We start from the raw sequence: 25,153 nt of genomic DNA on the forward strand, positions 1-25,153 counted from the left end.
TCTGGGCTGAGCTGGCAATAACTTGAAAAAGGAATGAAAGATGATTTCGCAAGCACTTGAGCCCTTTTTGGACCTGCTGTGCATCACCACCAGCAATGAGTTGATGGCCTGCCTGAAGGAACGTGTGCTGCAGCTGGGCTTCGGCCGGTTTCAGCTGCGCCTGAGCCCCAGCAGGAACGCACACGCGTGCAACCACTTGGTCATTGGCGATTTCCCCCAGGCCTTGCGCGAGGAGTACGAACGAGCCGGTTACGCCAAGATAGACCCGGTGCAACTGCATTGCATGGAGAACGTCACCCCGATCATTTGGAGCGAGGCATTGTTTAGTTCGCCGCAGCGCCTCAACCTGCGCGAGCTGGCCCTGGCTCACGGTCTCGAATATGGCGTGACCTTCGCTCTGCACGGCCCCCAGGGCCAATTCGGTACGCTGAGCCTCAGTCTTGAAGCGAGTGATATTGACCAGGCGCAATGGCTGATCAGGCGCCAGATGGGGACCTTGCTGATGCTCAGGGACGCGGTGCTGCAGGCCGCCTTGCGCGTAATGGCACCGATGACGCGCGAAGTGCCTGCCACCCAGATCAAACTGACGCAGCGCGAAAAAGAGATATTGCGCTGGAGTGCCTTCGGCAAGACCAGCTGGGAGATTTCGAATATTTGCAGTTGCTCGGAAGCCAACGTGGACTTCCACTTCAAGAATATCCGACGCAAGTTCAGCGTCTCGAGCCGTAGCGCTGCCGTGGTGCAGGCACTGTCGATGCATCTTATTCAGATTTGACGCAACATCCCATCCCGACAGGTGCCGTGCGCCAACTGAACCCCAGGTTAAACGACGGGTGACCACATAAGGCCAACCACTCGGGCGACAGCTCGACGGTCAGCGCCTCGCCCGTGAGTGTGCCCACCCCGCCCGCCAGCGTGAAGCTGTGCTGGTACGGTGCGGTGGCACCGTCCCGGCGACACAGGCAGCGCATATCGCCGCGAATCCCGGAACCACGGTATTTGAGCAAGCTCTCGCGCCGGGTCCATAACCAGACGAAGTCGGCTTCCTGCGTATGGATGTCACGGCCTTGCAGCCAGGTGCGTTCGCTGTCACAAAAGTAGCGACGCACCGCACTGCGCCAGAATACCGGGGCGTCACCCTGCTCGTAATCCAGGCCTACAGAGGACGTTCCCACCACCAGCACGCCCAGACGCTGCGCGTACGTCACACTGGCGAACAGCGGCGGCTCGCTGCGCACGCGCAATTGCCCGCTGGGTTCCTGCTCGATAATCACCTGCTCAGGGTCGCAGTGCAGCAGCTCGGCGATGGTCAAGCGCAAAGCCATACGAGCATTAAGGTAGCGGGCGCGCCGCCGCTCGCATAGGCGCGCGGCCTGCTGTCGCTGCTCGGCGTCCAATGTTCCCTGCCAACCAGGATCCGCCACAGCGTGTACGGGAAACACCACCAACCGCACTGCGCTCACGCCGATTGTTCGCGCAAGTTGTGACGCACTTGTAGGCACGCAAAGAACAAGGCGTAAGCCCCCGCCAGGCTCAGCACCGGTAGCAAGGTCAACAGCGGATTGGGAGTGCCGATGACCAAGTGAACAGTCAGCAAGATGGCCGCATAGATCAGCATCGCCATTGCTGCCGCATATACCGCAACCGTCTGACGTGAGCTACGGCCGATCCGGCGACTGATAAAGGCCGAAAATGCAAAAGTCGCCGCGAAACTCAACAACCACTGTGCCAGGGCTGATTGCGCCATGGCCGTCCAGGGCATATGCCGGGCGCAGAACGCCACCCAACCGGCATACAGTGTGGCCGACGCAATCGAACTCACCAGCCGCACGACCGAAGGGCTAACCCCTGAGTTTTTTGAGCGCACGCGCAATCCCCCATTTAACCCGGATGCCCATGGACGACACACGAAACCGAGCGGCCAGGGCGCCAATCTGCTGACGATGCACACTGTGCTCGATAGTCGGCCCGAATACGTACAACCACTGCGGCAAATGCCAGTTCAGGCGGCTGAGCAACTGGCCGACGTCGAAATACATCACGCGTACGCTCTCACCGCTGTAAGGATGTTTTTTCGTGATCGGCAGGCATTGCGCGCCTAAACGGGTGTACACCGGCACCAGGATCTCAATGGCATCCAGCACGATGTAGCGGCTGCGCAGGTGCAGCGCGACCCTGCCAAGCTCACGCAGTAAGGCCAGCATCACACGGTGCCCGGCGTATTCGGGCAATACTGCAACCCGCGACATCTCGACAAAACCTGCCCCCCACAACCAGACGGGCAGAGGCGTCGACACTTCGATCTCGCAGCGCTCGCGATGGCTGCTGTTGACCACCACACGCCCGCTCCCCACGCATTTGCTGCCCAGGCGCGCACAGACCTGAATGGCGTAGGGGTCCCATTCGTCCCACAAGGTGTGCGGGTCCTGCACATCTTCCAGGCGCCCGTAGTGCCGGTTGGCCGCCAGCCGACAAGCAAGCACTTCTTCCAGCGCATCGGCGTTCTGGATAATCGCGACGTTGATCAGGCGGTCGACCGCCGCCCCCTTGCGCAACGCCGCAGGCAGGCTGTCAAACGTGAAATGCCGTTGCCGACACAGCAGCATCAATGCCACGGCGCGGCTCGACGGCGTGTCCAGCACGCGGAAGTGGCAGAGCCAGCGCCCGTGCTCCTCGAAACGCCCGAGCACCTGCACCCGCGCAATGGCCAGGCCACTCCACGGGCAGTTGAACTGCAGCTCAAGGTCCATGCCGGACACGATCACCACATCGCGGTCCATCACCTCGAACACGCCCTTGAGCGGGCTGAGGTAATGCAGGTCCAGGCTCAGGCGGCGATTGAACAACACGGGGCTGCGCGCCAACGCCTTGAGAGGCTCTTCGCAGCGCTCGCGCTCATTCAGATGAGCCGGTCTGGGACCGCTGTTGACCAGCTCAAGGCAAGGTTGCTGGCTGGGTGTCCAGCGACCGCGCATTTTCACCGGCACCACCGGGTGATGCAGGTTCTGCTGGAAGTACAGCGCCACGCTGACCGGCGCGACACCGGCACGGTACGTGCCGGCGGGCAGCTCAAGCAGGCAATGAGCCTCACCTTGAACCGTCAGCAGGGCCGGCACGCTGTACCCGTCAAATTGGGCCTGCACCGGGATGCGATGGCACTGCCCCTGCGCGCCCCCTTTAATCAACGGCGATAATGCGGCCCCTGGCTCATCGCCTGGCAGTACAGATGCAGCATTGGCTGACATAGCATCGTCCTGATGGATAAACGGAACACAGGCCGCCTGGGCGACCTGTGTGCGATTGTCACTCAACGGCTCAGTGACTGCGCGAAGGACTGCAGGAGGTTGTAGCCCTGATCCCAGTAGCCCAACTCGGACTTCCCATTGATGTGGCCCAACTCGCCCAGGTTCGCGCACGCACACCCCAGCTTATGTGCGCTGCGTTGGGCATAGGCGAGGTCACCGTAGGGATCGTTCTGGCTGGTGACCAGCGTGATCGGAAAATCGCTCGTCAGTTGATCGGCCGGCCGGAAACCGCGGGCCTCTGCCGGGAATTGCGCGCTATGGGGGTCCGGCACCGCGACCAGAAACGCTCCGCGCACCCGCTCCGAGCGATGGCGCGCGGCCCACTCCAGCAACAGCAGGCAACCGAGACTATGGGCAACCACCACTACCGGCTGCTGCTGGTGCACCAGCAGCGCCTGCAAATCGGCGACCCATTCCTCACAATCGGGGTTATTCCAGTCACGGTGCTCCAGCCACAGTGAATCCGGATGTTCGGCCCTCCAGTGTCGCTGCCAGTGGGTGTCGCCGGAGTTACCGACACCCGCCAGGAACAGCCAGTTGAACGCCTCGTCACACTTCATATTCAACCCCCACCCCGTCGAAGCGCAGGCGATCCTGCACGAGCACCTTCTGCCCGTGCTTGTCGAAACCATCGAGCAAACCGGCTTCCATCAGGCGGATCACAAACTGCGATGAATTCACTTCGCCTACGTCGTTGAGGCGCACCATCAACTCTTTGTAGCCGAAACCCTGTTCGTTGAGGTCCTTGAACAACTGCAACAATGCATCGCTGACGGTGTACTTCGTCATGTCCTTGCCGGCACCGTTGGAGAGGATCTGCTTGAGGCTCAGTTTGAAGCTCAGGGGCTCGATCTTGAAGTACTCGGCGGTCTCAACCTGATCGCCCAACCAGTCGAACCGTACGATGCGGTTCAGTTGCTTGGTCAAATCGGAAATCCAGCGAACGCGGGCGGGGTTCAGCTCGGCATCCATGAACTCGTCGGTCAGCTCGTCGCGCTGGTGCCGGCCGATCGCAATCATGGTCGAGGCGCGGTCCTTGAAATCGCCGATCTGTGGTCGGTTCTGTTTCTCGCCGTTGACCAGTTGCTCAAACCACTCTTTGCGCTTCAATCGTTCGTCCGCCGACTCACTGATGCGGCGCTTGGTCCAGAACTCGGACGCCGGCTCAGTGAACGAGGCAAAGGTATAGAAGGACGCCAGAAACTCGTGGTACTGGTTGTAGGTCTCGCTATAGCTGCGGTTGTACCAGGCGTGCACCTTGTCGCGTCGCGAGGGGTTCTGCATCAGGTAGTCGATGCTGCTGGCGGCGCTGACGGCGGACTGCGAGGCCAAGTGTACGCCTTGGGAGAACAGCGGATCGGTAAAGCAGGCCGAATCACCACAGAGGAAAAAGCGGTCACGGGAAAAGCATTTGGTCTCGTACGACCAGTCACGCACCAGCTTCACGTCTTCTGAACGCTCTACACCATTGAGGATCGAAAGAGCACGCTCGCTCTTGGATAATGTCTTGTCATAGAACGCATTCAGGCCAAGGGTCTTGATGTCGGCCAGCTTGCTCTGGTCTACGATGGTGCCGACGCTGTAGATACCGTCCTTGAGCGGGATCATCCAGATCCAACCGTCTTCGAAGGTAATCGAGAAGGTGGTGCCATTGAGGTCGTTCTTGAAAGGGTCCGGTGTCTTGAAGTACGACCACAGCGCAACGCTTTTGTAGAACTCGTCGTACTCGCGCAGCTCCAGTTTGCGCACCAGCGGGCTGTTGCTGCCCGAGGCGTCGATCAAGTAGTCGCCGATGAACTCGCTGAGTTCGTGCTTGTGGCGAACGGTCACGCTGATCTTGTCGGCTTGCTCGGTATCCACGTCAATCACGGCGGCCTCTTCGAACACCCGCACGCCGCGCTCGCGGCAGGTGTCGAGCAGCATCTGGTCAAAGTCCGAACGCAGTACCTGGATGGCGTGGTCGAACACCCAGTCTTCGGTCTTGGGCGTGCTGAACGAGAAAGTCCATGGCGCCTCGGTCTTGCCCCACAGGAAGGTGGCCGAAGGCTTGAGCACGTAGCCCGCTTGCTCGATCTTTTCGCTCAACCCCAGGCGATGCAGGATGGACAGTGTGCCCGGCAGGAAGGACTCGCCAACCCGGTAGCGCGGGAATTTCTCTTTCTCGAACACCGTCACCTGGTGCCCAAGCTTTTGCAGAGTCAACGCGGCGATACTGCCAGCTGGACCACCGCCCATGATAATGACGTGTGCAGACTTGTTCATGCGGGTACTACTCCTTTAGACCAGTTGAAGGATTTTCTGACGGGCTGTGGATGTGCAATGCGAATGGGCCGGAATGCAGTCACTGAGGGTGCAACCGGCTTGAACCGTGACGTCGTCTTCGATCACCGTCTGCGGCGTGACCACCGTGCTGAGCCCGATGAAACAGCGGCTACCGAGGGTGATGCTGTTGCCGGCATTGAAATGCGGCGACAGGAAGTTGTTGTTACCCAACTGCGAGTGATGACCCACGCTGCTGTGGTAATTGATCATGTTCCAGGAACCGACCCGGGTATTGACCCCTATATGGCAGTCGGCGGCGATCACATTGCCGCGACTGGCGCCAAGGTCCAGGCGATGGCGCACCGAGGGATGAATGAAGTTGGGGGCCGACAAGCGACCGTCGCTGAAATACGCGTCGATCAACGTTTGGCGCAGGGCGATATCAGCCACGCCCAGTACGTAGCGGTCACGCACGTCCAGGTAGTCGGTGGGCCATGGTTCGACCACGGCGGCGACCTCGCTTTCACCCTGCACCGCTAGGTGACGCACCACCGCCGAGGGCTCGATTTCTTGCAGGTAGCTCGCCAGCTCTAGCGCAAAGCGCCCGGCGCCAAGGATCACGATTGCGCTCATGAGACCACCGCACGGGTTTTCTTGAAGCGGTTGGAAAAGGCGATTTCATCGACCTTGTTGACCTTGACCGGCAACTTATAGGCCTCAAGACAAGCGGCCAGATGTTCAAGCACATGCTGCTTGAGGGCCTTCTTGCAGGCGACACCGGTGGCCTTTACATCCATGTGCACGGCCTGGCCGGTGATGGCGTTGGGCATGCCGTACACCACGCAATCGTCGATCAGCGCGCTGCGCAACATCACATCCTCGATCTCGGTAGGCAGCACCTTCAGCCCTCCCACGTTGATCAGTTCCTTTTGCCGCCCCTGGATGCGCAAGTAGCCTTCTTCGTTCTGCTCCACCAGGTCGCCGGTGCGGAACCAGCCGTCCTCGGTGACGTTATCGGTGTCCTGGTTCAGGTAGCCGACGAACTGGCTGCGGGTCTTGAGCTGCAACTCACCGTCGACAATCCGGAACTGGGTGTTGGTGTCCGCCAGTTTGAAGAAGGTACTGGCCGACGACTGACTGACCGTGGCACTGATCCCGGTTTCGCTGGTGCCGAAGGTTTGCAGCATCCTGGCCTTGGGAAATGCCTGCTGAACCCGCTTGAGCAGGCTTTGCTGCATGCTTTCCGTGCCATAGGTAATCAGCCGCACCGACGACAGGTCATGCTGTTGGTGATGCCGGCCCATGAGGATCAGGTTGAGAAAAGTCGGGCTGACGGGGACGACTTTGACGCCATGCCGTGCGATCAGCGCGCAGATGGCCTCGGGCGCGCGGTCCACCGGCATCACCGCGCAACCACCGACGGTCAGAGTGTTGAGCAACGAGTTCAAACCGCCAATGTGATCGAACAGCAGGAACATCAATATCGACATCGGCTTTTTGTGTTCCTTGCCCACCTTGGTGTCGACCAGATCGTCAAAGTCATGCAGGATCGCCTTGGGCGCCCCGGTGCTGCCGCTGCTCAGCAGCACCAGGCCGGCGCGGCCCTTGTCACGCAGTGCGTTGTAGTAAGCGGGGGTGTCATCGGTGGCTTGCCGTACCAACCCGTGATGGATCCAGTTCTCATCAATAATCTCGATGCGGTGCTCACAGCGTGCGGCGCCCTGCAAGGTCAGCAGGGCTCGCTCACTTAGGTCCACCAGCGGCGCGACAATGTTGCGGTTCAGGTACAGGGCCAGCAACGCGGCGACCGCCGACACGCCGTAATCGGTGTGGAGGATCACCGCATCGCCCGGCTTGACGCCCTGGTCGACAAGCCACCCGAGACACTGCTGCACCCGAGTCAGCAGTTCGGCGTAAGTGCACTGCCGTTCACCGTGCAACAGCGCCGTGCGCTCTGCGGGTTCGCCCAGTGTCGCGAGCAAGGCTTCGCGGCTCATTGCACACCACCCAGGCTCAAGGTTTCGCCAGTGACAAAGACCGACTGGCTGGAGATCAGAAACGTCAATGGCCCGATCAGGTCGGCAAACACGCAGGGCCTGGCAATCGTCTGGCGTTCAATCATCTTCTGTTTAATCTCTTGAGGAAGTGTGCGAGTCAGGGCGCTGCGATACAGCGGCAGTACCAGGTTGTTGACGCGAATACCAAAGCCGGACAATTCCTTGCTCAAAGTGCGCGTCAGTTGCTCCACCGCAGCCTTGCTCGCGGCATAGACCGACTGCCCGGGGATGGCCCAGTGTGTCGCCACGGTAGAGATATTGACGATGGCACTGGGGCCGTCATTCTTTTGCATTAACTTGACGGCTTCACGGGTCACATTGATCAGCCCGAATACATTGCTTGCAAACAAGTCGCGAGCGGTTTCAGTCGGCGTTAGTTGAAACGGCGCCATAGTCGCCTCACCCGCGTTATTAATAAGCACATCCAATTTCCCATGGACGAGACGCACATGTTTAATCATGTTCCTGACGGCACTGGCGTCGTTCAGATCCAGGCAAAAGTGCGTGTATCGTTCATGTTCAATTGAACCTTCTCCACGACTGCAGCCCACGACGACATGGCCGTGTTCAAGAAAATACAATGCCGCTTCTTTGCCCACGCCTTTGCGTGTACCGGTCAGCAATATAATCATATCAATGCAACTTATAGCCGATAAGTAACGGCAAACTATACAGCGGTTTAATTTGAGTACTCTGTGAGCTGCCTGAGGCGTGTTTTATCAACGACGGTACTTCGCGCTTGATAACCCGCGATCCCCCCAGGGACCACTCGGCCAGTTCCTCGGCATTACTCACCAGGCATTGCACGCGCAGGCGCAGACATAATGACAACCGCCAACTGTCGAGGCTGCGCGCGAACAGCGCCGGGTTGCCGATATAGAGCACCCGGCCGATAGGTTCGAACCAGCGCCGGGTCATGCGCTTGACGATCAGGTAGCACGATTGCGCCGTCTGCGAATCGACAATCATCAGGTGTCGGCACTCCACCCCGGCGTGGTCCTGGAACACCACGGCTTCTTGCTCATTCAACCAGCCGACAACCCGATGAATATCGGTTTCCAGACGATAGCGGCGACGTATGTTCAACGGGTTGGGCAGCGGGTAAATCAGCTGCAGGTCGGTTTCCAGATCGGTAAACCCGAATTTTTTGCTGATCTCATAAACGTCAGGTGTAGGCGTGTAGTTAAGCAGCGTGACTTTGCGCATCGACAGCACCGGCAGTAGCAATTTCAAGCTTTCCTTGCGGTACTCGGCCTGTACATACCAACTGTGCAACTCGCAGAAACGCTGCTCGCCGTTACAGGGCTGGGTGGTGAAGAGCAAACCCAGAAACCCCACCACCGTGTCGCCATCAAGCATCACATAGCCAAAGTAGTCTTCACCGCCGGACCACACATCAGTAAACATGCGCTTGCGCACGCTCACGCCAATCCAGTTGGAGTTCAAGGTAGATTCGCGCAATAGCTTGCACACGGGATACATATCAGCGCTCAGCGCCCTACGAACCGTCACGTTCACGTCAGTGCTCCCTGCAGGGTGCCAATCAGGCGGATGCCAACAACGGCTGTTGCTCGGCGATGATGAAATCCATCAGGCAACTGACGCTGCTGAAAGGACTGATGGTCTGGGAGACGGCTTTTTCCGAGGTCAACGAAATTTCAATGCCAAGTTCGTCGTCAAGTCCTTCCTCCACCGCCGCAAGAAAACTCACCAACTGCATGGAATCGAATACGCCCGTGGTCCCATAAAGCGCCAACGAATCAATACTCGATAAATCAATCTTTTCTTTACGCGTGGCATTAATTTCAATTAACGCGCCATGAATGATAGTAAATATCGCGTCTCGCATAATCGACCTTCCGGATAATCATTGAACAAGAGCCGGGCGCATTTAAAAAATGCGCGCAGCCGGTAGTGGATAAAACCTAACAGGTTCATCTGAACAAAAAAAACTACCAGATCAGGTAGGTTTTTTAACTATGGCCGCTCCGCTAAGATCCAGCGCCGACCTGCAAGCACGCGATGAATAAATAGACGCTCGGTGCCCCACGTCTTTGACTAACCCAACAAGGTAACCACATGCTCTTCCTGCCCATTGTCTTCATAATATTAACGGCCAAGGTTGCGGGTGCCTTCCTAAAAAAGTTAGGGCAACCGGAAGTGGTTGGCGAAATGATCGCCGGCTTTGTATTAGGGCCCTTAGTTCTTGGCCTGCTATTTCCCGAAGCACACCATGCACTATTTAAGGGCGACGCCATCACTCACTTAAAAGTACTCAGTGACTTGGGCATCCTGTTATTTATGTTCGTCGTCGGCGCCGAGTTTCGAATGCCGGTTCAGCGCTCGGCCAACGCACTGGGCAAAGTCTTGCTGGTCGCCGGAAGCAGCATTTTCCTGCCCTTCATACTGGGCATTGCGATTACGCCCGTGCTCTACAGCAGCTTCGCGCCTGCTGGCACACCGCACCTGGGGTTTAACCTGTTCATTGCAACGCTGTTTTCGGTGACCGCTTTTCCGGTGCTGGCGCGCATTCTCAAGGAACGGCAGATGCTCGATAGCGAAGTCGGCGCGCTCTCGCTGATGGCCGCCGCCGTGAGTGATATTTGCGCGTGGGTGTTGTTGGCAATCACGGCCATGAGCTTGCAGTTGGATCATCAATGGCAGGTTCTCATCCTCAGACTGTGCGGCCTGTTGGCGCTGTGCTGCGCCTCATTCTGGTGCGTGCGTCCGCTGCTGGCTCGGTGGATAACCGCACTGGGCGACACGACCACCCTGCCCTTGCTTGCGGTACTGCTCTGTGGAGCACTGCTCTACGGCAGCATCACCGAATGGTTGCAGGTGCACGCCGTGTTTGGCGCGTTCCTCTTCGGCGCGTGCCTGCCTCGCGATCAACGGCTACTGAACATGCTGGTCGAGCGCGTAGAACATATGGCGGTGATCGTGTTGATGCCCAGCTTCTTCGCCTTGGCCGGGCTCAACACTACTGCAGCGACGTTTTCCGGTGTGGGTATCAGCCTCCTGGCCCTGGTGCTGTTGGTGGCCATCTGTGGCAAGTTGCTGGGCGGTGCATTGGGCGCGCGTCTGGCCGGTTATCCGGCACCAGTAGCACTGAGCGTCGGGGTACTGATGAACGCCAGAGGACTGATGGAACTGGTGGTATTAAAAGTCGGACTCGACCTGGGGATTATCGGCAAGGAGTTGTTCACCCTCTTCGTCATCATGACCGTGGTCACCACCGTCATGACCGGCCCCTTACTAAACATTCTGGATAGGCTACGCCCTGCGCGCCAAAGGTTGGACATGCCATGACCGCACTCAATACCCCCGCCACTGCCGTGGTGCGGTCACGCCGGTTCAAACGTAGCGGCGCTGCGTTAATTATCGTGCTGTTGATTGGCGCCGTCGGTGTATCTTTCTACCTATATGGCAAACAGCCGCGCCGCCAGGGGGTGGCTGACCTGCCCGGGCTGCAGGCGCCGGTCAACGTGCAGTTCGATGAACGCGGCGTGCCGCATATCACCGCAGGTAATCAAGCGGATGCATACCGTGCCCTGGGCTACGTGCATGCCCAGGAGCGCCTGTTCCAGATGGAAATGCTGCGGCGCCTGGCCCGTGGTGAATTGGCGGCGGTGCTGGGCAGCAAGCTACTGCCCACCGACAAACTCTTTCGTACGCTGCGCATCCGGGAGCAGGCCGACTGGCAGGTGACTCACGCCGATCATGACAGCCCGGCATGGCATGCCTTGCAGGCCTACCTGGATGGTATCAACGCCTACCAACAGCAGGGCCCGCTCCCGGTTGAGTTCGACCTGCTGGGAATTGAAAGACGGCCGTTCACCGCGCAGGACGTCTACAGCGTTGTCGGGTACATGGCTTACAGCTTTGCCGCAGCGTTTCGTACCGAGCCCTTGCTGACCTATGTCAGGGACACCTTGGGTGAGCCTTACCTGGACCTGTTCGATCGCAGTTGGAATCCGCAGGGCGCCATTGCCGGCCAACCCTTGACCGGTGAAGACTGGAAATCCCTGACGGCCTTGGCGCAACTCAGCGAACAGGCCTTGAGCGACGCCGGGCTGCCGCAAATGGAGGGCAGTAACGCCTGGGTCGTGTCCGGCCAACGCAGCCAAAGCGGCAAGCCACTGCTGGCAGGTGATCCGCACATTCGTTTTTCGGTGCCGTCAGTGTGGTACGAGGCGCACCTCAACGCTCCCGGCTTCGAACTCTATGGCGACTATGAAAGCCTGGTGCCGTTCGCCTTGCTGGGGCACAACAACGCCTTCGCCTGGACCCTGACCATGTTCCAGAACGACGACATCGACCTGATTGCCGAAACCACCAACCCTGACAACACCGAACAGGTCTGGTACCAGGGCCATTGGGTAACATTGGAGGAAGAACAACAGCGTATCGAAGTGCGTGATGCCGACCCGGTCATGCTGCGCCTGCGACGCTCGCCCCACGGCCCCATCATCAATGATGCACTGGGCGAGAATGCCCCCGGTCGCCCCATCGCAATGTGGTGGGCGTACCTGGATGGCCCCAATTCGGTGGTGGACGCCTTCTATCAACTCAACCGGGCCGATACCCTGGATAAGGCCCGCTCGGCGGCGGCGCTGATCAAGGCGCCGGGACTCAACGTGGTCTACGCCAATGCCCAGGGCGACATTGCCTGGTGGGCCGCGGCAGGTCTGCCCAAGCGGCCCCCACAGGTCGACCCGAATTTCATCCTCGATGGCAGCACCGATCAGGCCGACAAGCTCGGCTATTACCCCTTCAGCGCCAACCCACATGAAGAAAACCCGGCCAGGGGCTATATCGTCTCCGCCAACGCCCAGCCCGCCTCGCCTGCCGGCCAGACAATACCTGGGTATTACAACCTGCCCGACCGCGGCCAACGCCTGAACCGGCAATTGGCCCAGGACGCGCACTGGAGCATCGACAAGAGCAAGCAACTGCAGCTCGATACACAAACCGGCTACGCCCAGCGTGTATTACAACCTCTATTGCCGATCCTGCGGGCGGCGATTGACGACCCACTGCAACGCCAGTGGCTGGAGGGCCTGGCACAATGGCCGGGCGATTACCCGCTGGACTCGATCAACCCGACGCTGTTCAACCAGTTCCTCTATGACCTCGGCTACGGCGCCTTGCACGATGAACTCGGTGATGTGATGTTCCAGAACCTGCTCGCCACCCGCGTCCTGGATGCCGCCTTGCCGCGCCTGGCCGCCGATGAGCATTCACCCTGGTGGCAGGACAAGACTCAACCGGCGGTACAGCAGCGCACCGATGTGGTGGTGCGCGCCTGGAAGACCAGCGTCGCGCACCTGCAGGCCACCCTCGGCACCGACACCGCACATTGGCAATGGGGCAAAGCGCACCAACTGACCCAGATGCATCCGCTGGGCAGTCAAAAACTGCTGGCGCCGCTGCTTAACGTGGGCCCTTACGCGGTACCCGGCAGCCACGAAGTGCCGAACAATTTCTCTGCGCCGCTGAGCGCGGCGCCTTGGTCGGTCACCTACGGCCCTTCAACGCGCCGGGTGATCGACCTGGCGATGCCGGACCAGGCGCAGGGCATATTGCCTGTGGGGCAGAGCGGCGTTCCCTTCAACCGGCACTATCAGGACCAGGCCCTGCCCTTTGTGCGTGGCGAGTATCAAGTGCTGCACCTGTCCTCGACGGACATTGCCCGGGCCACCCAAAGCACCTTGCAGTTGCGGCCCGCGCCTTAGGCCCGTGCCGTCTGCTGGTCGAGCTGTACGAGGATCGCAGCCAAACATCGAGCAAAACCGGCCGGGTCCTCCAGCATCATCAGATGGCCGGTATCCGGCATCAAGGTCAGGCCGTGGCTGGCAGAATGTGCCCAGGCCGGGATGTCCCAGCCTGACACCGAACGCTCCCCTGCCAGCAGGTGCACCGGCGTGCGCTCGAACAGACGCTGCAATTGCTCTGGGTAGTCGGGCGCACCGGTAATCGCCACCACGGACTTGGCCATCGCCTGCAGCGTGCCCGCCGGTTGATGCGCCAGCCACGCCTGCGCGCGCTCAAGCAGCGGCGCCTCGGCCGCAAGCCCGGCTTTGGTCAGCCAGGTGTGCGGCTGCGCGCGATAGCCGGCCAGCATGTCGGCGACTTCCTGGGCCGGCGCGCGCGCCACCGACGAAGACCAGAATGCATCCTTGAGGCTGAAATTGCCTTCCACGCTGACCACCCCTGCCACCCGCTCCGGGTAGCGCAAGGCAAACAGATACGCCACCACCCCACCGACGGAATGCCCGACCAGGTGCACTTTACGCTCACCCAATTGCTGCGCGATCTTCTGCTCGAGGTGCTCGACCTGCGCCGCAATATCGATAACTCCCGCCTGCCGCTCAGCTTCACAGCCATAGCCAAGCAGGTCTGGTGCTGCCATCGGCCGCCCCGAAAACGCTTGCTCGCTCAGTTGCGATTTCAAGGTTCCAATAAGGCCATTGATAAAAATGACCGGAGTCTGTTCGCCAGTGTTCATGGTGTTCTCCCTGGGTCTAAAAGTTGAACCAACCCCTTAGTTAACACGCTCCCGAACACCTCTACTACCCCTCAGATCAGGTAGGTTGCGAGGCATTCCTGAACTCACTAGATTCTGCGTCCAGCTGTGTTGCCAACACCTGCCAAGCGATTGAAAGACAACAACAAGCGCCGGGGCAGGCGCACTATTTCAGGACATGCACATGGACGTTCAGATTGACGTTGGTATTCGCGCTGCAGCGCCCCAGATGCCGCGGTACACGGTTGACGCGTTATTAAGTGCAGAACTCAACCCCTCATACACGAGCACGCCGATGCCTGCCTGGCGTTGATTGAACAACGCTTCGCTTGCGCCCCTGCCTGGTTGCAGCTTGACCTCGCATCGTTCGACGCCACACTCCCCGAGCACATCGCCAGCGCACTGCTCGAACGCGCCAGCGCTGCCAGCCATGACCCATCCCTGTACCTGCCGTGCACAGGAACCGCAGACTTCATTGCCCGCCAATATGCGCCGCAAGGGCTAACCCACGGCAGCCTTTTGCACAGTGCTTCAAGCGCCTGCCGTTCGCACCTGCCGCTGTCCTGCCTGATGCATCGCATGCACAGCGCTCAGATGGGCGAAGCACGGCTGGACCGCAACCCCAATCGCTTGTATCGCCAATTTCTTGAACACCTGGGCATTTATCTGCCGGCGATTTCGTCCCCCCGGGCAGCCCGCGACCCACACCTGCTGCCGGATGCCTGGACCCTCACGGAACTGCGCCTGAGCCTGGCGAGCCAACCTGAAAAGTACAAGGCAAAACTGCTTGGCGCCGCGTTGTTTGAAACCGTCTACCCACTGCCGCATCTCGTCCGCTCGCTGAGCTGCACGGCTTATCTTCAACAGATGCAGTGGTTGCAGGCACAGCGCCTGGACACGGTGATCGCCGACGCTATCGTGCATGTTTTAAGCAGCCCAGGTGCCTCGCTGATCGACGCCTGCCGGGACATTGAAGCCGGTTTCAACCTGAGCATGGCGATCATGCAGAAATGGCTTGAAGGCCTGCAGCACTGGGTCGCACAAGGGCGGACAGGGGCGCGCCAACAAATGATCCGGCTGGTTCAGGACAAGGCCAGGTACGCCCAGGGTTATCACGCCAACATGAAGATGGATGGGCTGGCGTTCGACGAACTGATGAGCAGCAACCCCTCGCGCTTTGTCGATGTCTTGGGGCGCTCGCGCTGGGTAGTGCCCGGTCAGCCGCAGCGCAGTCGGTTGATCAACGAACTGATCAGCTTCAAAGGCCCGATGTTTCGCATTTTCAACGAGGCCGACCTGGTGGTGATCCGCAACTGGATCAATGATCTGGCCGAACACGCGCCCACGACAGTAGCCGCAGTCGAGCAGGTCGCGCCAGCGACACCCTCCGAGCCTGGCCAACTGATAAGTGAACCGTTTAGCGTGCCACGACGCACCGGCGCGCGCACGCTGTATCACCAGTTGATCAACATCGAGCGTTTCCCGGACGCGCGCCTGCAAGCACGCGCCTTCGCCGTGCGCTGGCTGGCTCAGACCCGCGCCAACGCCGCGCCTGACGACGGCGCCATGCCGCTGCCTGTCTATGACGCCGGTCAACTGCGCGCCTGGTATGACGCCAAGGCGCTCGGGCAGGTGCAGGCCTACACGCGTCAGTGCGAAATCGAAAAGTCGCGCGAACAGGTCATCGAAGAAGCCGTGTCGTTGTGCCCGATGATTTTCATCGATGGCGCCTGGCTTCAACACTGGTGCGCCCCTGGGCTGCTGGACAGCCCTACCGGCTCGCTGTTCTACCAGATTTATTCGGATGAAATCGGCAACGGAGATATCCGCCAGAACCACGCGAACATCTATCGCCAGTTGATGACTGCGATGGGTGTCGAGCTGCCGGACTTCGAACAACGAGCCTTCGTAGACTGGGACGGTTTCGACGATGAAGATTTTGACGTGCCCGTGTTCTGGTTGTCGTTATCGCTGTTTCCACGTCACTTCCTGCCGGAAACCCTGGGCCTGAACCTGGCCATGGAAATGTCGGGGGTGGGCGGCGCGTACCGCCAGGCGCGTGACGAGCTGCGTCACTACGGATTCCCCACCCACTTCGTCGACCTGCACAACACCATCGACAACGTTGCCACCGGCCATTCGGCCATGGCCGTGCAGGCTATCGAAGGTTTTATGGACGAATGCGCGCACTTGCCCGAAAGCGCCCAGGCGTTGTGGCAACGCATCTGGATCGGCTATCGCGCCTTGCGCGCCCCGCAGAAGAACCTGAAGAGCTGGTGGGCACGCAACACCTTTTACCCTTCTCCAACCTTATCTCGCTGAATCGAGGACGCATACGTGACTTGCTATGTACTTGGCATTTCCGCCTATTATCATGACAGCGCCGCAGCGCTGTTGGGCGATGGACACATTGTCGCGGCAGCTCAGGAAGAGCGATTCAGCCGCAAGAAACAGGACGCTCGATTCCCGCGCAATGCGATCGACTTCTGCCTGGAGCAAGCGGGTATCACGCTCTCCCAGGTCAACCATATTTATTACTACGAAAACCCCTACAAGAAACTCAGCCGTATCGGCGCGACGTACCTGAATTTCGGCGCCAAGGGAATGGGTTCGTTCCTGTCTGAAATGCCCGCCTGGCTGACTGAAAAAGTCCACATCAAGCGCACGTTGAAGCGTGAGCTTGCCAGCTGCCGTACCGCCGACGGGTACTGCCCTGCCATCAGTTATATCGACCATCACCAGTCCCATGCGGCCTCGGCGTTCTACGCCAGCCCCTACGACGAGGCAGCGGTGCTGTGTATCGACGGCGTCGGCGAATGGGCCACCACGTCCGCCTGGTGGGGCAATGGCAAGGACCTCAAGCCGTTGTGGGACATCCGCTTTCCCCATTCACTGGGCTTGCTGTACTCGGCCTTTACCTATTTCTGCGGGTTCAAGGTTGACTCAGGCGAATACAAACTGATGGGCCTGGCCCCCTACGGCAATCCGGTCTATGCGAAAACCATTCTCGACCACCTGATTGACGTCAAAGACGACGGCAGCTTCTGGCTCGATATGTCGTACTTCGATTACGCCGTCGGCGATTGCATGGTCAGCGAAAAATTTGCCCAGCTGTTCGGTGGCCCTCGTCGCGAACCCGAAAGCCAGATTACCCAGCGCGAGTTCGACCTGGCGGCCTCGGTGCAGCAGGTGCTGGAAGGCGTGATTCTCAAGCTGGCCCAAACCATCAAAGCGCAAACCGGCGCCCGCCATTTATGCATGGCCGGCGGCGTGGCACTCAACTGCGTCGCCAATGGCAAATTGCTGGAATCGGGCATCTTCGAATCGATCTGGGTGCAACCTGCCGCCGGCGACAGCGGCGGGGCCTTGGGGGCCGCCTATACCGGCTGGTACGAACGCCGCCAGGCCGTACGCCCCAGCCAGGTGGCGGACCGCATGGCCGGTTCGTTGCTCGGCAGTTGCTACAACGACGTGCAGGTGGAAGCAGCATTGAATGCCTGCGGTGCCGTCTACCGCAAAGTCAGCGATGAAGAACGCAGCCAGATCGTCGCCGAAAAACTCGCCGCCGGCCGGGTGATCGGCTGGTTCCAGGGCAAGATGGAGTTCGGCCCGCGCTCACTGGGCTCGCGCTCGATCCTCGGTGACCCGCGCAACCCGGATATGCAAAGCGTGATGAACCTCAAGATCAAGAACCGCGAGTCATTTCGCCCGTTCGCCCCGGCCGTGCTGGAAGACCACGCCGCCACCTGGTTCGACTTGAACAGCAGCAGCCCATACATGCTGTTTGTGGTGCCGATCAGCGCCGAGGTGAGTTTGACGCCGGTGATCGACAAGCCGCTGCAGGGCATCGAAAAACTCAAAGTGGTGCGCTCGCACATTCCTGCGGTGACCCATGTCGACTATTCGGCTCGCGTACAAACCGTCAACCAATATTCCAACAGTGCCTTCCACGCCCTGCTGCAGCGCTTCCACGCGCTCACCGGCTGCCCGGTGCTGATCAACACGTCGTTCAACGTGCGCGGCGAACCCATCGTCGAAACACCGCAAAACGCTTACTTGTGCTTCCTGCGCACTCACATGGACGACTTGGTCATCGGTCACTACGTGATGGAAAAAGACCAGCAACCGGCGCTGCAAGGCGACGGAGATTGGCGCACCGAATTCGAACTCGATTGATCCACCCTGCCACCCGCCCACTGACCGGACCTGTTCACCATGCTGACCTTGATCAAATACTTGCTCGTGCCAGTGCTGGCATTGCTGTTTGTCGCCCTGCTGCCGGTAGGGCTTGCGCTGTCGATCTTCGTCGACCCGTTGCAATTGAAGCGCAAGAAGTCACCGCACAGCTATTTCAACCCGGCCTCGACGGCTAAACGCCCAGCCCTTTGACCCGTACAGGTACGCCATGCCAACAGCTGCCCTTTCCCACGAAGCCGCGGTGCAGGAAGTCTATCGGTTGACCCCACAGATCCGTGAATACGATGAATTCATGTACCTGGGTGTGCGCTGGTTGCCCTACACCATGTTCTTCCATCACCCCAACTATCGCTCGGAGGTAATCAATACCGACGCCTTTGGCTTTCGCCTGAGCCGCTACCGCGATACCCAGGTCAGTGTCGCCCAACTGCCGGCCGACGCACCGGTGAATATCCTGGTGGGCGGCTCGACCACCCTGGGCACCGGCGCATCCACTGATGACTGGACCGTGGCCTCGCGGCTGTCCGCCCATAGCGACGCGCCCTGGATCAACTTCGGCGGGCGTGGCTACAACGCGGTGCAAGAGGTGGTGATGTTCCTGATGCATCAGCATCGCTTCCAGGCGATCCAAAACGTGGTGGTGTTCAGCGGCATGAACACCCTCACGCTGGAGGGGCTGCCGGACGAGCTGGCCACCGAGCACGGGCGCTATTACTACTCGTATGAGTACGACCATTACATGGGCAAGTACAACGACGACCTCAAGCGCCGGACCAACACTTACGCCTCCGACCTGGATAAACGCGGCGGGTGGTTAAGCCGGTTCAAGCACTACCTGGACGGCCAGGTCAGCCAGGAAAACCCCGCGGACAAAATCATTGATGACAGCGCCACCGACAATGCGCAGCGACTCGAACGAGCGGCCTGGGTCGTGAGCAACGCCCTCAAGCAATGGCAGCAATTGCTTGCCCCGTTCAATGCGCGCCTGACCTTCGTACTGCAGCCCATGGCCTATTGGACCCGCGACTTTCTGACCGAAGACGAAGAGGCCATCTTCCATGCAATTGACAGCTGCCCGAACAACTTCTGGCGGCTGTTCAGCCAGATCCTGCGTCCCGAAAACCACGCGCCGTTCGCATCGGCCATCGAGCGTGAATGCCGGCGGTTAGGCATCGATTTTTTCGACATGAACCTGATGTACCGGCATTCCCCACTGCTGTCACAGACGGTCTTCGTCGACCGCGTGCACTTTAACGACGCCGGCTATGACGAGGCCGCCCGCCTTATCCACCACCACTTGATTACCCAGTGAGCCCAGCATGAAAAAAACCCCAGCCCACGACCTTCCACCGGCCGGCAAGACAGCATCCAAAGGTTTGCTTGGCACGCTCAAGCAGGTCCTCAGCCGCCTGTTCAAACGCAAGAAGAAAAAACCCAACTCGATCTATCCACTGCGTTGAAGCCAACCATCATTCGCCAAGGAAGACCCCATGCAGATTTTTTCCATGAAACCCGGGCACGACGGTGCCGTGGCCCTGATCGACAGCGACCAGCAAAAGTTGCTGTGGTCGTTTGAAGCCGAGAAAGACAGCTTCCCGCGCTATGAAGCCTTCAATCCCCATCAATTCGTCGAAGCGGCCGGTTTGATGGACCAGGTGCCTGACGTGGTCGCGATCAGCGGCTGGGGCAAAAACTCGCTGGATGAAGGCGCCTCGATTGGTGCCGGCTACTACGGCACAGCGGATGAACAAACCTTGGTTCAAGCGCGCAACCTGTTTGGCAAAGAGGTCCAATACTTCAGCTCCAGCCATGAAAGCTCGCACATTTGGTGCGCCTATGGCCTGTCACCTTACGAGCAGGGTCGCCCGTGCTATGCGCTGGTCTGGGAAGGCGCATTGGGTGACTTCTACTTCATCGACGAGCACCTGCAGGTGCAGCACCTGGGGTCGGTGATGAAAACCCCGGGCAACAAATATGGCTTCCTCTATGCACTGGCGGACCCGACGTTCACCCTGCCCAAGGGCAAGCTGCGTTTCGAGGACCCCGGCAAATTAATGGCGCTGTGTTCCTATGGTGAGTCCGGCGAAATGACGCCCCAGGAGCGTGAACTCACCGACTTCCTGCTGGACCGCGACAGCATTCTGTTGAGCCTGGCCAAAGACGACCTGAAGGACTCGCCGTATTACAACATCGGCCTTGAACACCCTGACTTCACCCGCATGGCAAAACGTTTCTCGGATGCGCTGTTCGATCGCTTCTACCAGTACGCCAGGCAACACCTGACCCAGGGCAAACACCCACTTCTGGTGGTGGGTGGCTGTGGTTTGAACTGCGACTGGAACACCATGTGGAAAGACTGCGGCCTGTTCGATGACGTCTTCGTGCCGCCTTGCACCAACGACACCGGCTCGGCCATCGGCACGGCCGTGGATGCCATGCGCCGCCTCACCGGCAAGGCCAAGGTCAGTTGGGATGTATATTGCGGCCAGGCTTTCGTCGACGATCAACCCCACATGCCGGATGTGCATCGCGAGCCCCTGGACCCGGCGAAACTGGCCGAATTTATCGGCACCGGGCACATCATTGGTTGGGCCCAGGGCAACTGCGAGATTGGCCCACGCGCCCTGGGTAACCGTTCGATCCTGGCCGAGCCGTTCTCGACGCAAACACGCGACCGCCTCAACGCCATAAAAAAGCGCGAAGGCTTTCGTCCCGTGGCTCCCATTTGCCTGGAAGAAGAGGTACACCGCCACTTCGACTGGCAGGGCCCGTCACCGCACATGCTGTATTTCCAGAAGGTCATCAATCATGACCTGGGCGCCATCACCCACGTCGATGGCACGGCACGGGCACAGACCGTGAACGCGCAACAGAACCCCGGCATCCATGCACTGCTCAGCGCCTTCCGGGATCGCTTCGGCGCCGGCGTGCTGTGCAATACATCGCTGAATTTCAACGGCACGGGCTTCATCAACCGCACCAGCGACCTGTACCACTACTGCAAAACCAATGGGCTGGACGGCTTCGTCTACAACGACACCTTGTGCACCTTCAAACCCCAGGATTTAAGCCCGGACACTTTCGCCAGGAAACGCCATGAAAAAGAAAATCCTCTACGTCTATTCAATCGGCGGCCCACCGCTGGATTATTTCTACCCCAAGATGGTCGAGCGCGCCTCGGTCCACACCTGCATTGTCAGCCCGGTGTCGGCCTACAATCGCCAGATCATCGAACGCTACAGCGAGCATGTCGAAGACTTCAGCGGCCTGAGCGCCGACGCCGCCATGGAGCGGGTCTACGCCTACGCCAGGAAGATCAGCCCTGACGCACTGTTCTCGTTTGCCGAATTTCTCTTGAGCTCGGTCTCGAACATGGCCGAATCCCTGGGACTGCGCGGGGCGGGGCCTAACGTCATGCTGGCCCGCAACAAGATTCTGATGCGCCAGCACTGGGCCGCCGCGGGCATACCGCAACCCTTGTTCTGCCCGGTCAGGTCGCTGGATGATCTGCCAGGCACGCGTAAATTGCGCCTGCCGTTCCTGATCAAGCTGGCGTACGGCGCAGGTTCCATCGCACAGCAAATTATCCGCCGGCACGACGAAAGCGAAAGCGCGGTGATGCGCATGCTGGACCTGACCGAAGTCACACGTCAGCAAGGTGACCACGAGTTCAGCGAAAGCCAGGGTTTCCCGCAACTGATTGCCGAGGAAATCATCGAGTCGACCACCGACTCCTGGTACGAGGAAGAGGGTTATGGCGATTACCTGAGCGTTGAGGGCCTGGTGCGCGACGGCCAGTACTACCCGATCGCCATGACCAGCCGGCTGCGCACTATCGAGCCGTTCACCGAGCTGGGTAACGTTGCGCCCTGTGTGCTGGACAGTGAGAAAAAACAACGGATCGTGCAGTGGGTGAGTCGCTCCATCGATGCCCTGGGGTTGCAGAACTGCGCGACCCACACCGAACTCAAGCTGATGGCCAATGGCGAAGTGTCCTTCCTGGAAACCGCAGCGCGCATGGGTGGCGTGGCGATCGCCAAGGAGCTTGATGAGGTGTTCGGCGTCGACTATGTCGGCCTGTTCCTGGACGTCATCCTCGGCAATGAGTGCGAGATTCCCGGCTTCGAAGAAACCCCACCGCGCTGTGCGGCGGCCTCGATCGCCTTGATCGGTTGCGACAGCCTGGGGACCCAATGGACGTCCTCGCGGGTGTTCGCGCCGAGCCAGGTGGACTGGAAAGCCCTCACCGGCCACGAGACGTCGGTGAATGTCGAGCTGGCGCAGTCCATCTCGCCAGGCGCGCCCTTCCCGCCTTACGACCTGTCCGGCGGCGTACTCAATTATGCCGGGCAAGCGTTTCTGATCAGCACTGACGCCAGCACGCTGAAAGCGTCGGCCTACAAACTGCTGGATGGGCTTGAGCAACAGTTGCCTGAATCCGTATGACCCACACGGCAGCCGCGGCTGCCCGACCACTTTTTTGATATGGATCGAATCATGGACGCCAGAAAATTGAGCATGACGCTATGGGTGATCAACCTGGCGTCCATCGCCGGCTGCACCGTCAGTTACGTCTACCTCTCCTATTACCTCTACAACGCGACTGGCAATGTGCTGCTCGCCGACGCGGTGCTGGTTGCACCGATGCTGGTGCCGATCCTGCTCTACGTCGCCATCAAGAAAGTCGCAGCCTCGGGCTCGCCACGGCCAATTTTCGCGCTGGCCAACGCAGCCTGTCTGTTGTGCGCGGTGGGGATATTCCTGCTGCTGCCAAGGTTCCCCATGATTGCCATCGCAGGTGCGTTGACCATCGGCTTCCTTGATGCGCTTCAGCGAGTAACGCGGATCGTCGCGATCAAACGCTTTTTCTCGGGCGAAGACGTTAAATTCGCCGTGCCCATGACCCTGACCGCGCAGTTTATTGCCGGTGGCCTGGCCGGTGTCATGCTCGCTTACTTCAAGGGCCAGACCACGCCGATGATCATTCTGAGCGCCGTCGCTGTGCTCTTTACGGTCGCCGGCCTGGTGTCATTGCTGCTGCCCGACAGCCAGGCGATTGAAGACAAGGAGTCCCCCGACGCGCCAACCCTGCTCAAGAGCAACAACCTCGCGAACCTGCTTAAAAACAACCCGCTGCTCAAGCGCTATTTGATGGCGTCCATCGTGTTCGTCAGCGTCTTCCAGGGCTTTTTCAACATCTCACGGGTAACGCTTCCCGCACACCAGTTGGGCCTGAACGATGAATACGTGGGTTACCTGCAGATCCTCAGCAGCCTGGGCGCGCTGATCGGAGCGGTTGCGTTCTACTTCTATAACAAGACCGGCCGCACGTTCAGTGCCACCGCGGTGCGCCTGGTGAGTATCGCCAGCCTCGCCGCGTTGTGTGCCGCCAGCAACGGATACAATGTGGCGAGCAGCTACACCGCCTACTTTGCCTACATGTTCATGTGGGAACTAATGTTCTTCAACTACGAAGCCAACGTGGTCAACGCCTGCTCCAGCGCCGACATGGCTCATGTCGCCACCTACCAGTATGCGGCGTCCTACTTCGGCATCATTTCAGTCACCCTGGCCGGCGGCCTGCTCACCCAATACCTCGGCTTGCTGCAGACCGCGCTGATCCTGTCGGCGTTGTACCTGTGCTATATGCTGAGAGAGGCCTATTCGTCCAACAGCCAACGCTCGTCCTTGGTGAGGGACTGACCATCAGGCGCTCTGGTGCCATTAAACCTGGGGGTAGCGTTTAAATAGCTCGGTAGCTTCCCAGCGTGCCGCATGTGCCTGCAACGCTGGGAAATCATCCGCCCTGACCACATCAGCGACCATCAACTGAATAAACGACCAGGCGACGGCGCTGGTGATGTCGTCCTGACCCGGCCGATCCAGCGAAACCGGTTGTCGCCCCGACAATTGGGTATCCCATGCACGACAAGCAGCCAATAACTGCCTGGTTACCCGCTCCAGCCAGGGCTGATGGCGTTTCTCCTCCGGTCGCAGCTGGTATTCGTAGACGATCTGCACTGCCTTTTCGCAGGCAGCCAGTGCCAACCCCAAGGTCCGCAGTGAAGCGGCCAGAGGCAAGGCTTGGTGCGGCATCAATTTTCGCTCAGCCGGGCTCAACGCCTCGAAGTAGTCGATGATCAGCGTCGAATCCATCAATACGCTACCATCATCCAGCACCAAACTCGGCGCCTTCACCACCGAGTTGATCGCACCGAATGCTTCGAACTCGCTGAATACCGAAAGTGCGGCGTGCTCGAACGAGACCCCCATCACCTCCAACGAAATAGCCACACGTCGAACATATGGGGAATCCAGCATGCCTATCAATTTCATCAGTTGAACTCCGTTGTAATGGGGCTCAATCCTATTTCTTGGCTGCGTTGCAGAGAAGTGAAATTTGAGTGTTTGCATGGGGCATTGAGAGATATCGGCAGGCTCTGAGCGTCATCGGGCTGTAGCAAAATGAGTCTGGAAAGCTTGCTCGAATGAATTGATCACCAACGGCCAGGCGCCTCCTCTGCAAGCCGAGACTGCCGTAAACTGAAAACCATCAACGACAACCCTGGTCCCTGTCAGGAATCGCCATTCGTGATCGCTCGTCTGCGGCATGTTAATGGGGGAAAAATTGGGGGCACATTGAGATTTTTTCATGCTGAAAATACTGCGCTAGAGCCCAGTCAAAATGTTTTTTTGCGACCCTGAGAGTCTTTAAATCGCACACTGCGGCAAGAAGTGCGCTCCTCTCAGATCAGGCGCAGACCATAATATCCGTTTGAGTCCAGAGACCCCGATAGCCTGTAATG

At 59.4% G+C, this 25,153-nt stretch carries 23 protein-coding genes; 11 read left to right on the forward strand and 12 right to left on the reverse strand.

The genetic code is table 11. From position 1 onward, the window contains the following. Positions 1–40: 40 nt before the first annotated feature. The gene (locus RHM60_RS03750) at positions 41–775 is read left to right on the forward strand and encodes a LuxR family transcriptional regulator (protein WP_322213665.1); all 735 of its coding nucleotides are present in this window, start codon (positions 41–43) and stop codon (positions 773–775) included. On the opposite strand, the gene RHM60_RS03755 is transcribed toward RHM60_RS03750, so the two are convergent. The 10 genes from RHM60_RS03755 to RHM60_RS03800 all read right to left on the reverse strand — a co-directional run bounded on the left by RHM60_RS03755 (position 762) and on the right by RHM60_RS03800 (position 9,473). Continuing rightward, positions 762–1,325 carry a 4'-phosphopantetheinyl transferase family protein gene (locus RHM60_RS03755; protein ID WP_322213666.1) on the reverse strand — a complete coding sequence of 188 codons (564 nt, stop codon included), beginning with the start codon at positions 1,323–1,325 and terminating at the stop codon, positions 762–764. The genes RHM60_RS03750 and RHM60_RS03755 overlap by 14 nt on opposite strands. A gap of 134 nt (positions 1,326–1,459) precedes the next feature. Next, positions 1,460–1,822, reverse strand: coding sequence for a hypothetical protein (locus RHM60_RS03760; protein WP_322213668.1), 363 nt, complete (start codon positions 1,820–1,822; stop codon positions 1,460–1,462). 19 nt (positions 1,823–1,841) lie between these two features. Further along, positions 1,842–3,245 carry a hypothetical protein gene (locus RHM60_RS03765; RefSeq protein WP_322213669.1) on the reverse strand — a complete coding sequence of 468 codons (1,404 nt, stop codon included), beginning with the start codon at positions 3,243–3,245 and terminating at the stop codon, positions 1,842–1,844. Positions 3,246–3,307: 62 nt separating this feature from the next. Next, a complete protein-coding gene (locus RHM60_RS03770) occupies positions 3,308–3,865 on the reverse strand; it encodes an RBBP9/YdeN family alpha/beta hydrolase (RefSeq protein ID WP_322213670.1) in 558 nt (185 codons plus the stop codon). Further along, positions 3,855–5,567: a chloramphenicol-biosynthetic FADH2-dependent halogenase CmlS gene (cmlS, locus tag RHM60_RS03775; protein ID WP_322213671.1), complete on the reverse strand. Its 1,713-nt coding sequence runs from the start codon at positions 5,565–5,567 to the stop codon at positions 3,855–3,857. The genes RHM60_RS03770 and cmlS overlap by 11 nt, the downstream gene beginning before the upstream one ends. Positions 5,568–5,582: 15 nt before the next feature. Beyond that, positions 5,583–6,200 carry a hypothetical protein gene (locus tag RHM60_RS03780; RefSeq protein WP_322213673.1) on the reverse strand — a complete coding sequence of 206 codons (618 nt, stop codon included), beginning with the start codon at positions 6,198–6,200 and terminating at the stop codon, positions 5,583–5,585. Beyond that, the gene (locus RHM60_RS03785; RefSeq protein ID WP_322213674.1) at positions 6,197–7,564 is read right to left on the reverse strand and encodes a long-chain fatty acid--CoA ligase; all 1,368 of its coding nucleotides are present in this window, start codon (positions 7,562–7,564) and stop codon (positions 6,197–6,199) included. The genes RHM60_RS03780 and RHM60_RS03785 overlap by 4 nt, the downstream gene beginning before the upstream one ends. Continuing rightward, positions 7,561–8,256: an SDR family NAD(P)-dependent oxidoreductase gene (locus RHM60_RS03790; RefSeq protein ID WP_074844803.1), complete on the reverse strand. Its 696-nt coding sequence runs from the start codon at positions 8,254–8,256 to the stop codon at positions 7,561–7,563. Before RHM60_RS03790 ends, RHM60_RS03785 begins: the two co-directional genes overlap by 4 nt. 1 nt (position 8,257) lies before the next feature. After that, on the reverse strand, positions 8,258–9,070 hold the full coding sequence (locus tag RHM60_RS03795; protein ID WP_322213675.1) for a hypothetical protein: 813 nt from the start codon (positions 9,068–9,070) through the stop codon (positions 8,258–8,260). Positions 9,071–9,167: 97 nt separating this feature from the next. Continuing rightward, positions 9,168–9,473 carry a hypothetical protein gene (locus tag RHM60_RS03800; RefSeq protein ID WP_322213677.1) on the reverse strand — a complete coding sequence of 102 codons (306 nt, stop codon included), beginning with the start codon at positions 9,471–9,473 and terminating at the stop codon, positions 9,168–9,170. A gap of 230 nt (positions 9,474–9,703) precedes the next feature. On the opposite strand from RHM60_RS03800, the gene RHM60_RS03805 reads away from it, so the two are divergent. Together RHM60_RS03805 and RHM60_RS03810 are read left to right on the forward strand one after the other, a co-directional pair. Then, on the forward strand, positions 9,704–10,933 hold the full coding sequence (locus RHM60_RS03805) for a cation:proton antiporter (RefSeq protein WP_322213679.1): 1,230 nt from the start codon (positions 9,704–9,706) through the stop codon (positions 10,931–10,933). After that, entirely contained in the window at positions 10,930–13,359 is a 2,430-nt protein-coding gene (locus RHM60_RS03810) for a penicillin acylase family protein (protein ID WP_322213680.1), read from the forward strand. The genes RHM60_RS03805 and RHM60_RS03810 overlap by 4 nt, the downstream gene beginning before the upstream one ends. Here RHM60_RS03810 and RHM60_RS03815 read toward each other — a convergent pair. Next, complete coding sequence (locus RHM60_RS03815) at positions 13,356–14,132, reverse strand: alpha/beta hydrolase (protein ID WP_322213681.1); 777 nt, start codon at positions 14,130–14,132, stop codon at positions 13,356–13,358. The genes RHM60_RS03810 and RHM60_RS03815 overlap by 4 nt on opposite strands. 363 nt (positions 14,133–14,495) lie before the next feature. Between RHM60_RS03815 and RHM60_RS03820 the strand changes: the two genes are divergently transcribed. The 8 genes from RHM60_RS03820 to RHM60_RS03855 all read left to right on the forward strand — a co-directional run bounded on the left by RHM60_RS03820 (position 14,496) and on the right by RHM60_RS03855 (position 24,050). Beyond that, the gene (locus tag RHM60_RS03820; RefSeq protein ID WP_322213682.1) at positions 14,496–16,472 is read left to right on the forward strand and encodes an iron-containing redox enzyme family protein; all 1,977 of its coding nucleotides are present in this window, start codon (positions 14,496–14,498) and stop codon (positions 16,470–16,472) included. A gap of 15 nt (positions 16,473–16,487) precedes the next feature. Beyond that, positions 16,488–18,326: a carbamoyltransferase gene (locus tag RHM60_RS03825; RefSeq protein ID WP_322213683.1), complete on the forward strand. Its 1,839-nt coding sequence runs from the start codon at positions 16,488–16,490 to the stop codon at positions 18,324–18,326. Positions 18,327–18,365: 39 nt separating this feature from the next. Beyond that, a complete protein-coding gene (locus tag RHM60_RS03830; RefSeq protein ID WP_159440234.1) occupies positions 18,366–18,539 on the forward strand; it encodes a hypothetical protein in 174 nt (57 codons plus the stop codon). A gap of 16 nt (positions 18,540–18,555) precedes the next feature. Further along, entirely contained in the window at positions 18,556–19,659 is a 1,104-nt protein-coding gene (locus RHM60_RS03835; RefSeq protein WP_322213684.1) for an SGNH/GDSL hydrolase family protein, read from the forward strand. Positions 19,660–19,666: 7 nt separating this feature from the next. Further along, a complete protein-coding gene (locus tag RHM60_RS03840) occupies positions 19,667–19,807 on the forward strand; it encodes a hypothetical protein (protein WP_322213685.1) in 141 nt (46 codons plus the stop codon). A 30-nt stretch (positions 19,808–19,837) separates the two neighbouring features. Continuing rightward, positions 19,838–21,673: a carbamoyltransferase C-terminal domain-containing protein gene (locus RHM60_RS03845; RefSeq protein WP_322213686.1), complete on the forward strand. Its 1,836-nt coding sequence runs from the start codon at positions 19,838–19,840 to the stop codon at positions 21,671–21,673. 112 nt (positions 21,674–21,785) lie between these two features. After that, positions 21,786–22,793: an ATP-grasp domain-containing protein gene (locus RHM60_RS03850; RefSeq protein ID WP_322214572.1), complete on the forward strand. Its 1,008-nt coding sequence runs from the start codon at positions 21,786–21,788 to the stop codon at positions 22,791–22,793. 51 nt (positions 22,794–22,844) lie between these two features. Next, a complete protein-coding gene (locus tag RHM60_RS03855; RefSeq protein ID WP_322213687.1) occupies positions 22,845–24,050 on the forward strand; it encodes an MFS transporter in 1,206 nt (401 codons plus the stop codon). A gap of 21 nt (positions 24,051–24,071) precedes the next feature. Here RHM60_RS03855 and RHM60_RS03860 read toward each other — a convergent pair whose 3' ends face one another. After that, positions 24,072–24,683, reverse strand: a complete 612-nt coding sequence (locus RHM60_RS03860; RefSeq protein ID WP_322213688.1) for a glutathione S-transferase — start codon at positions 24,681–24,683, stop codon at positions 24,072–24,074. Positions 24,684–25,153 lie beyond the last annotated feature (470 nt).

This window comes from Pseudomonas sp. MH9.3 (genome assembly GCF_034354675.1).
Taxonomy (GTDB): domain Bacteria; phylum Pseudomonadota; class Gammaproteobacteria; order Pseudomonadales; family Pseudomonadaceae; genus Aquipseudomonas.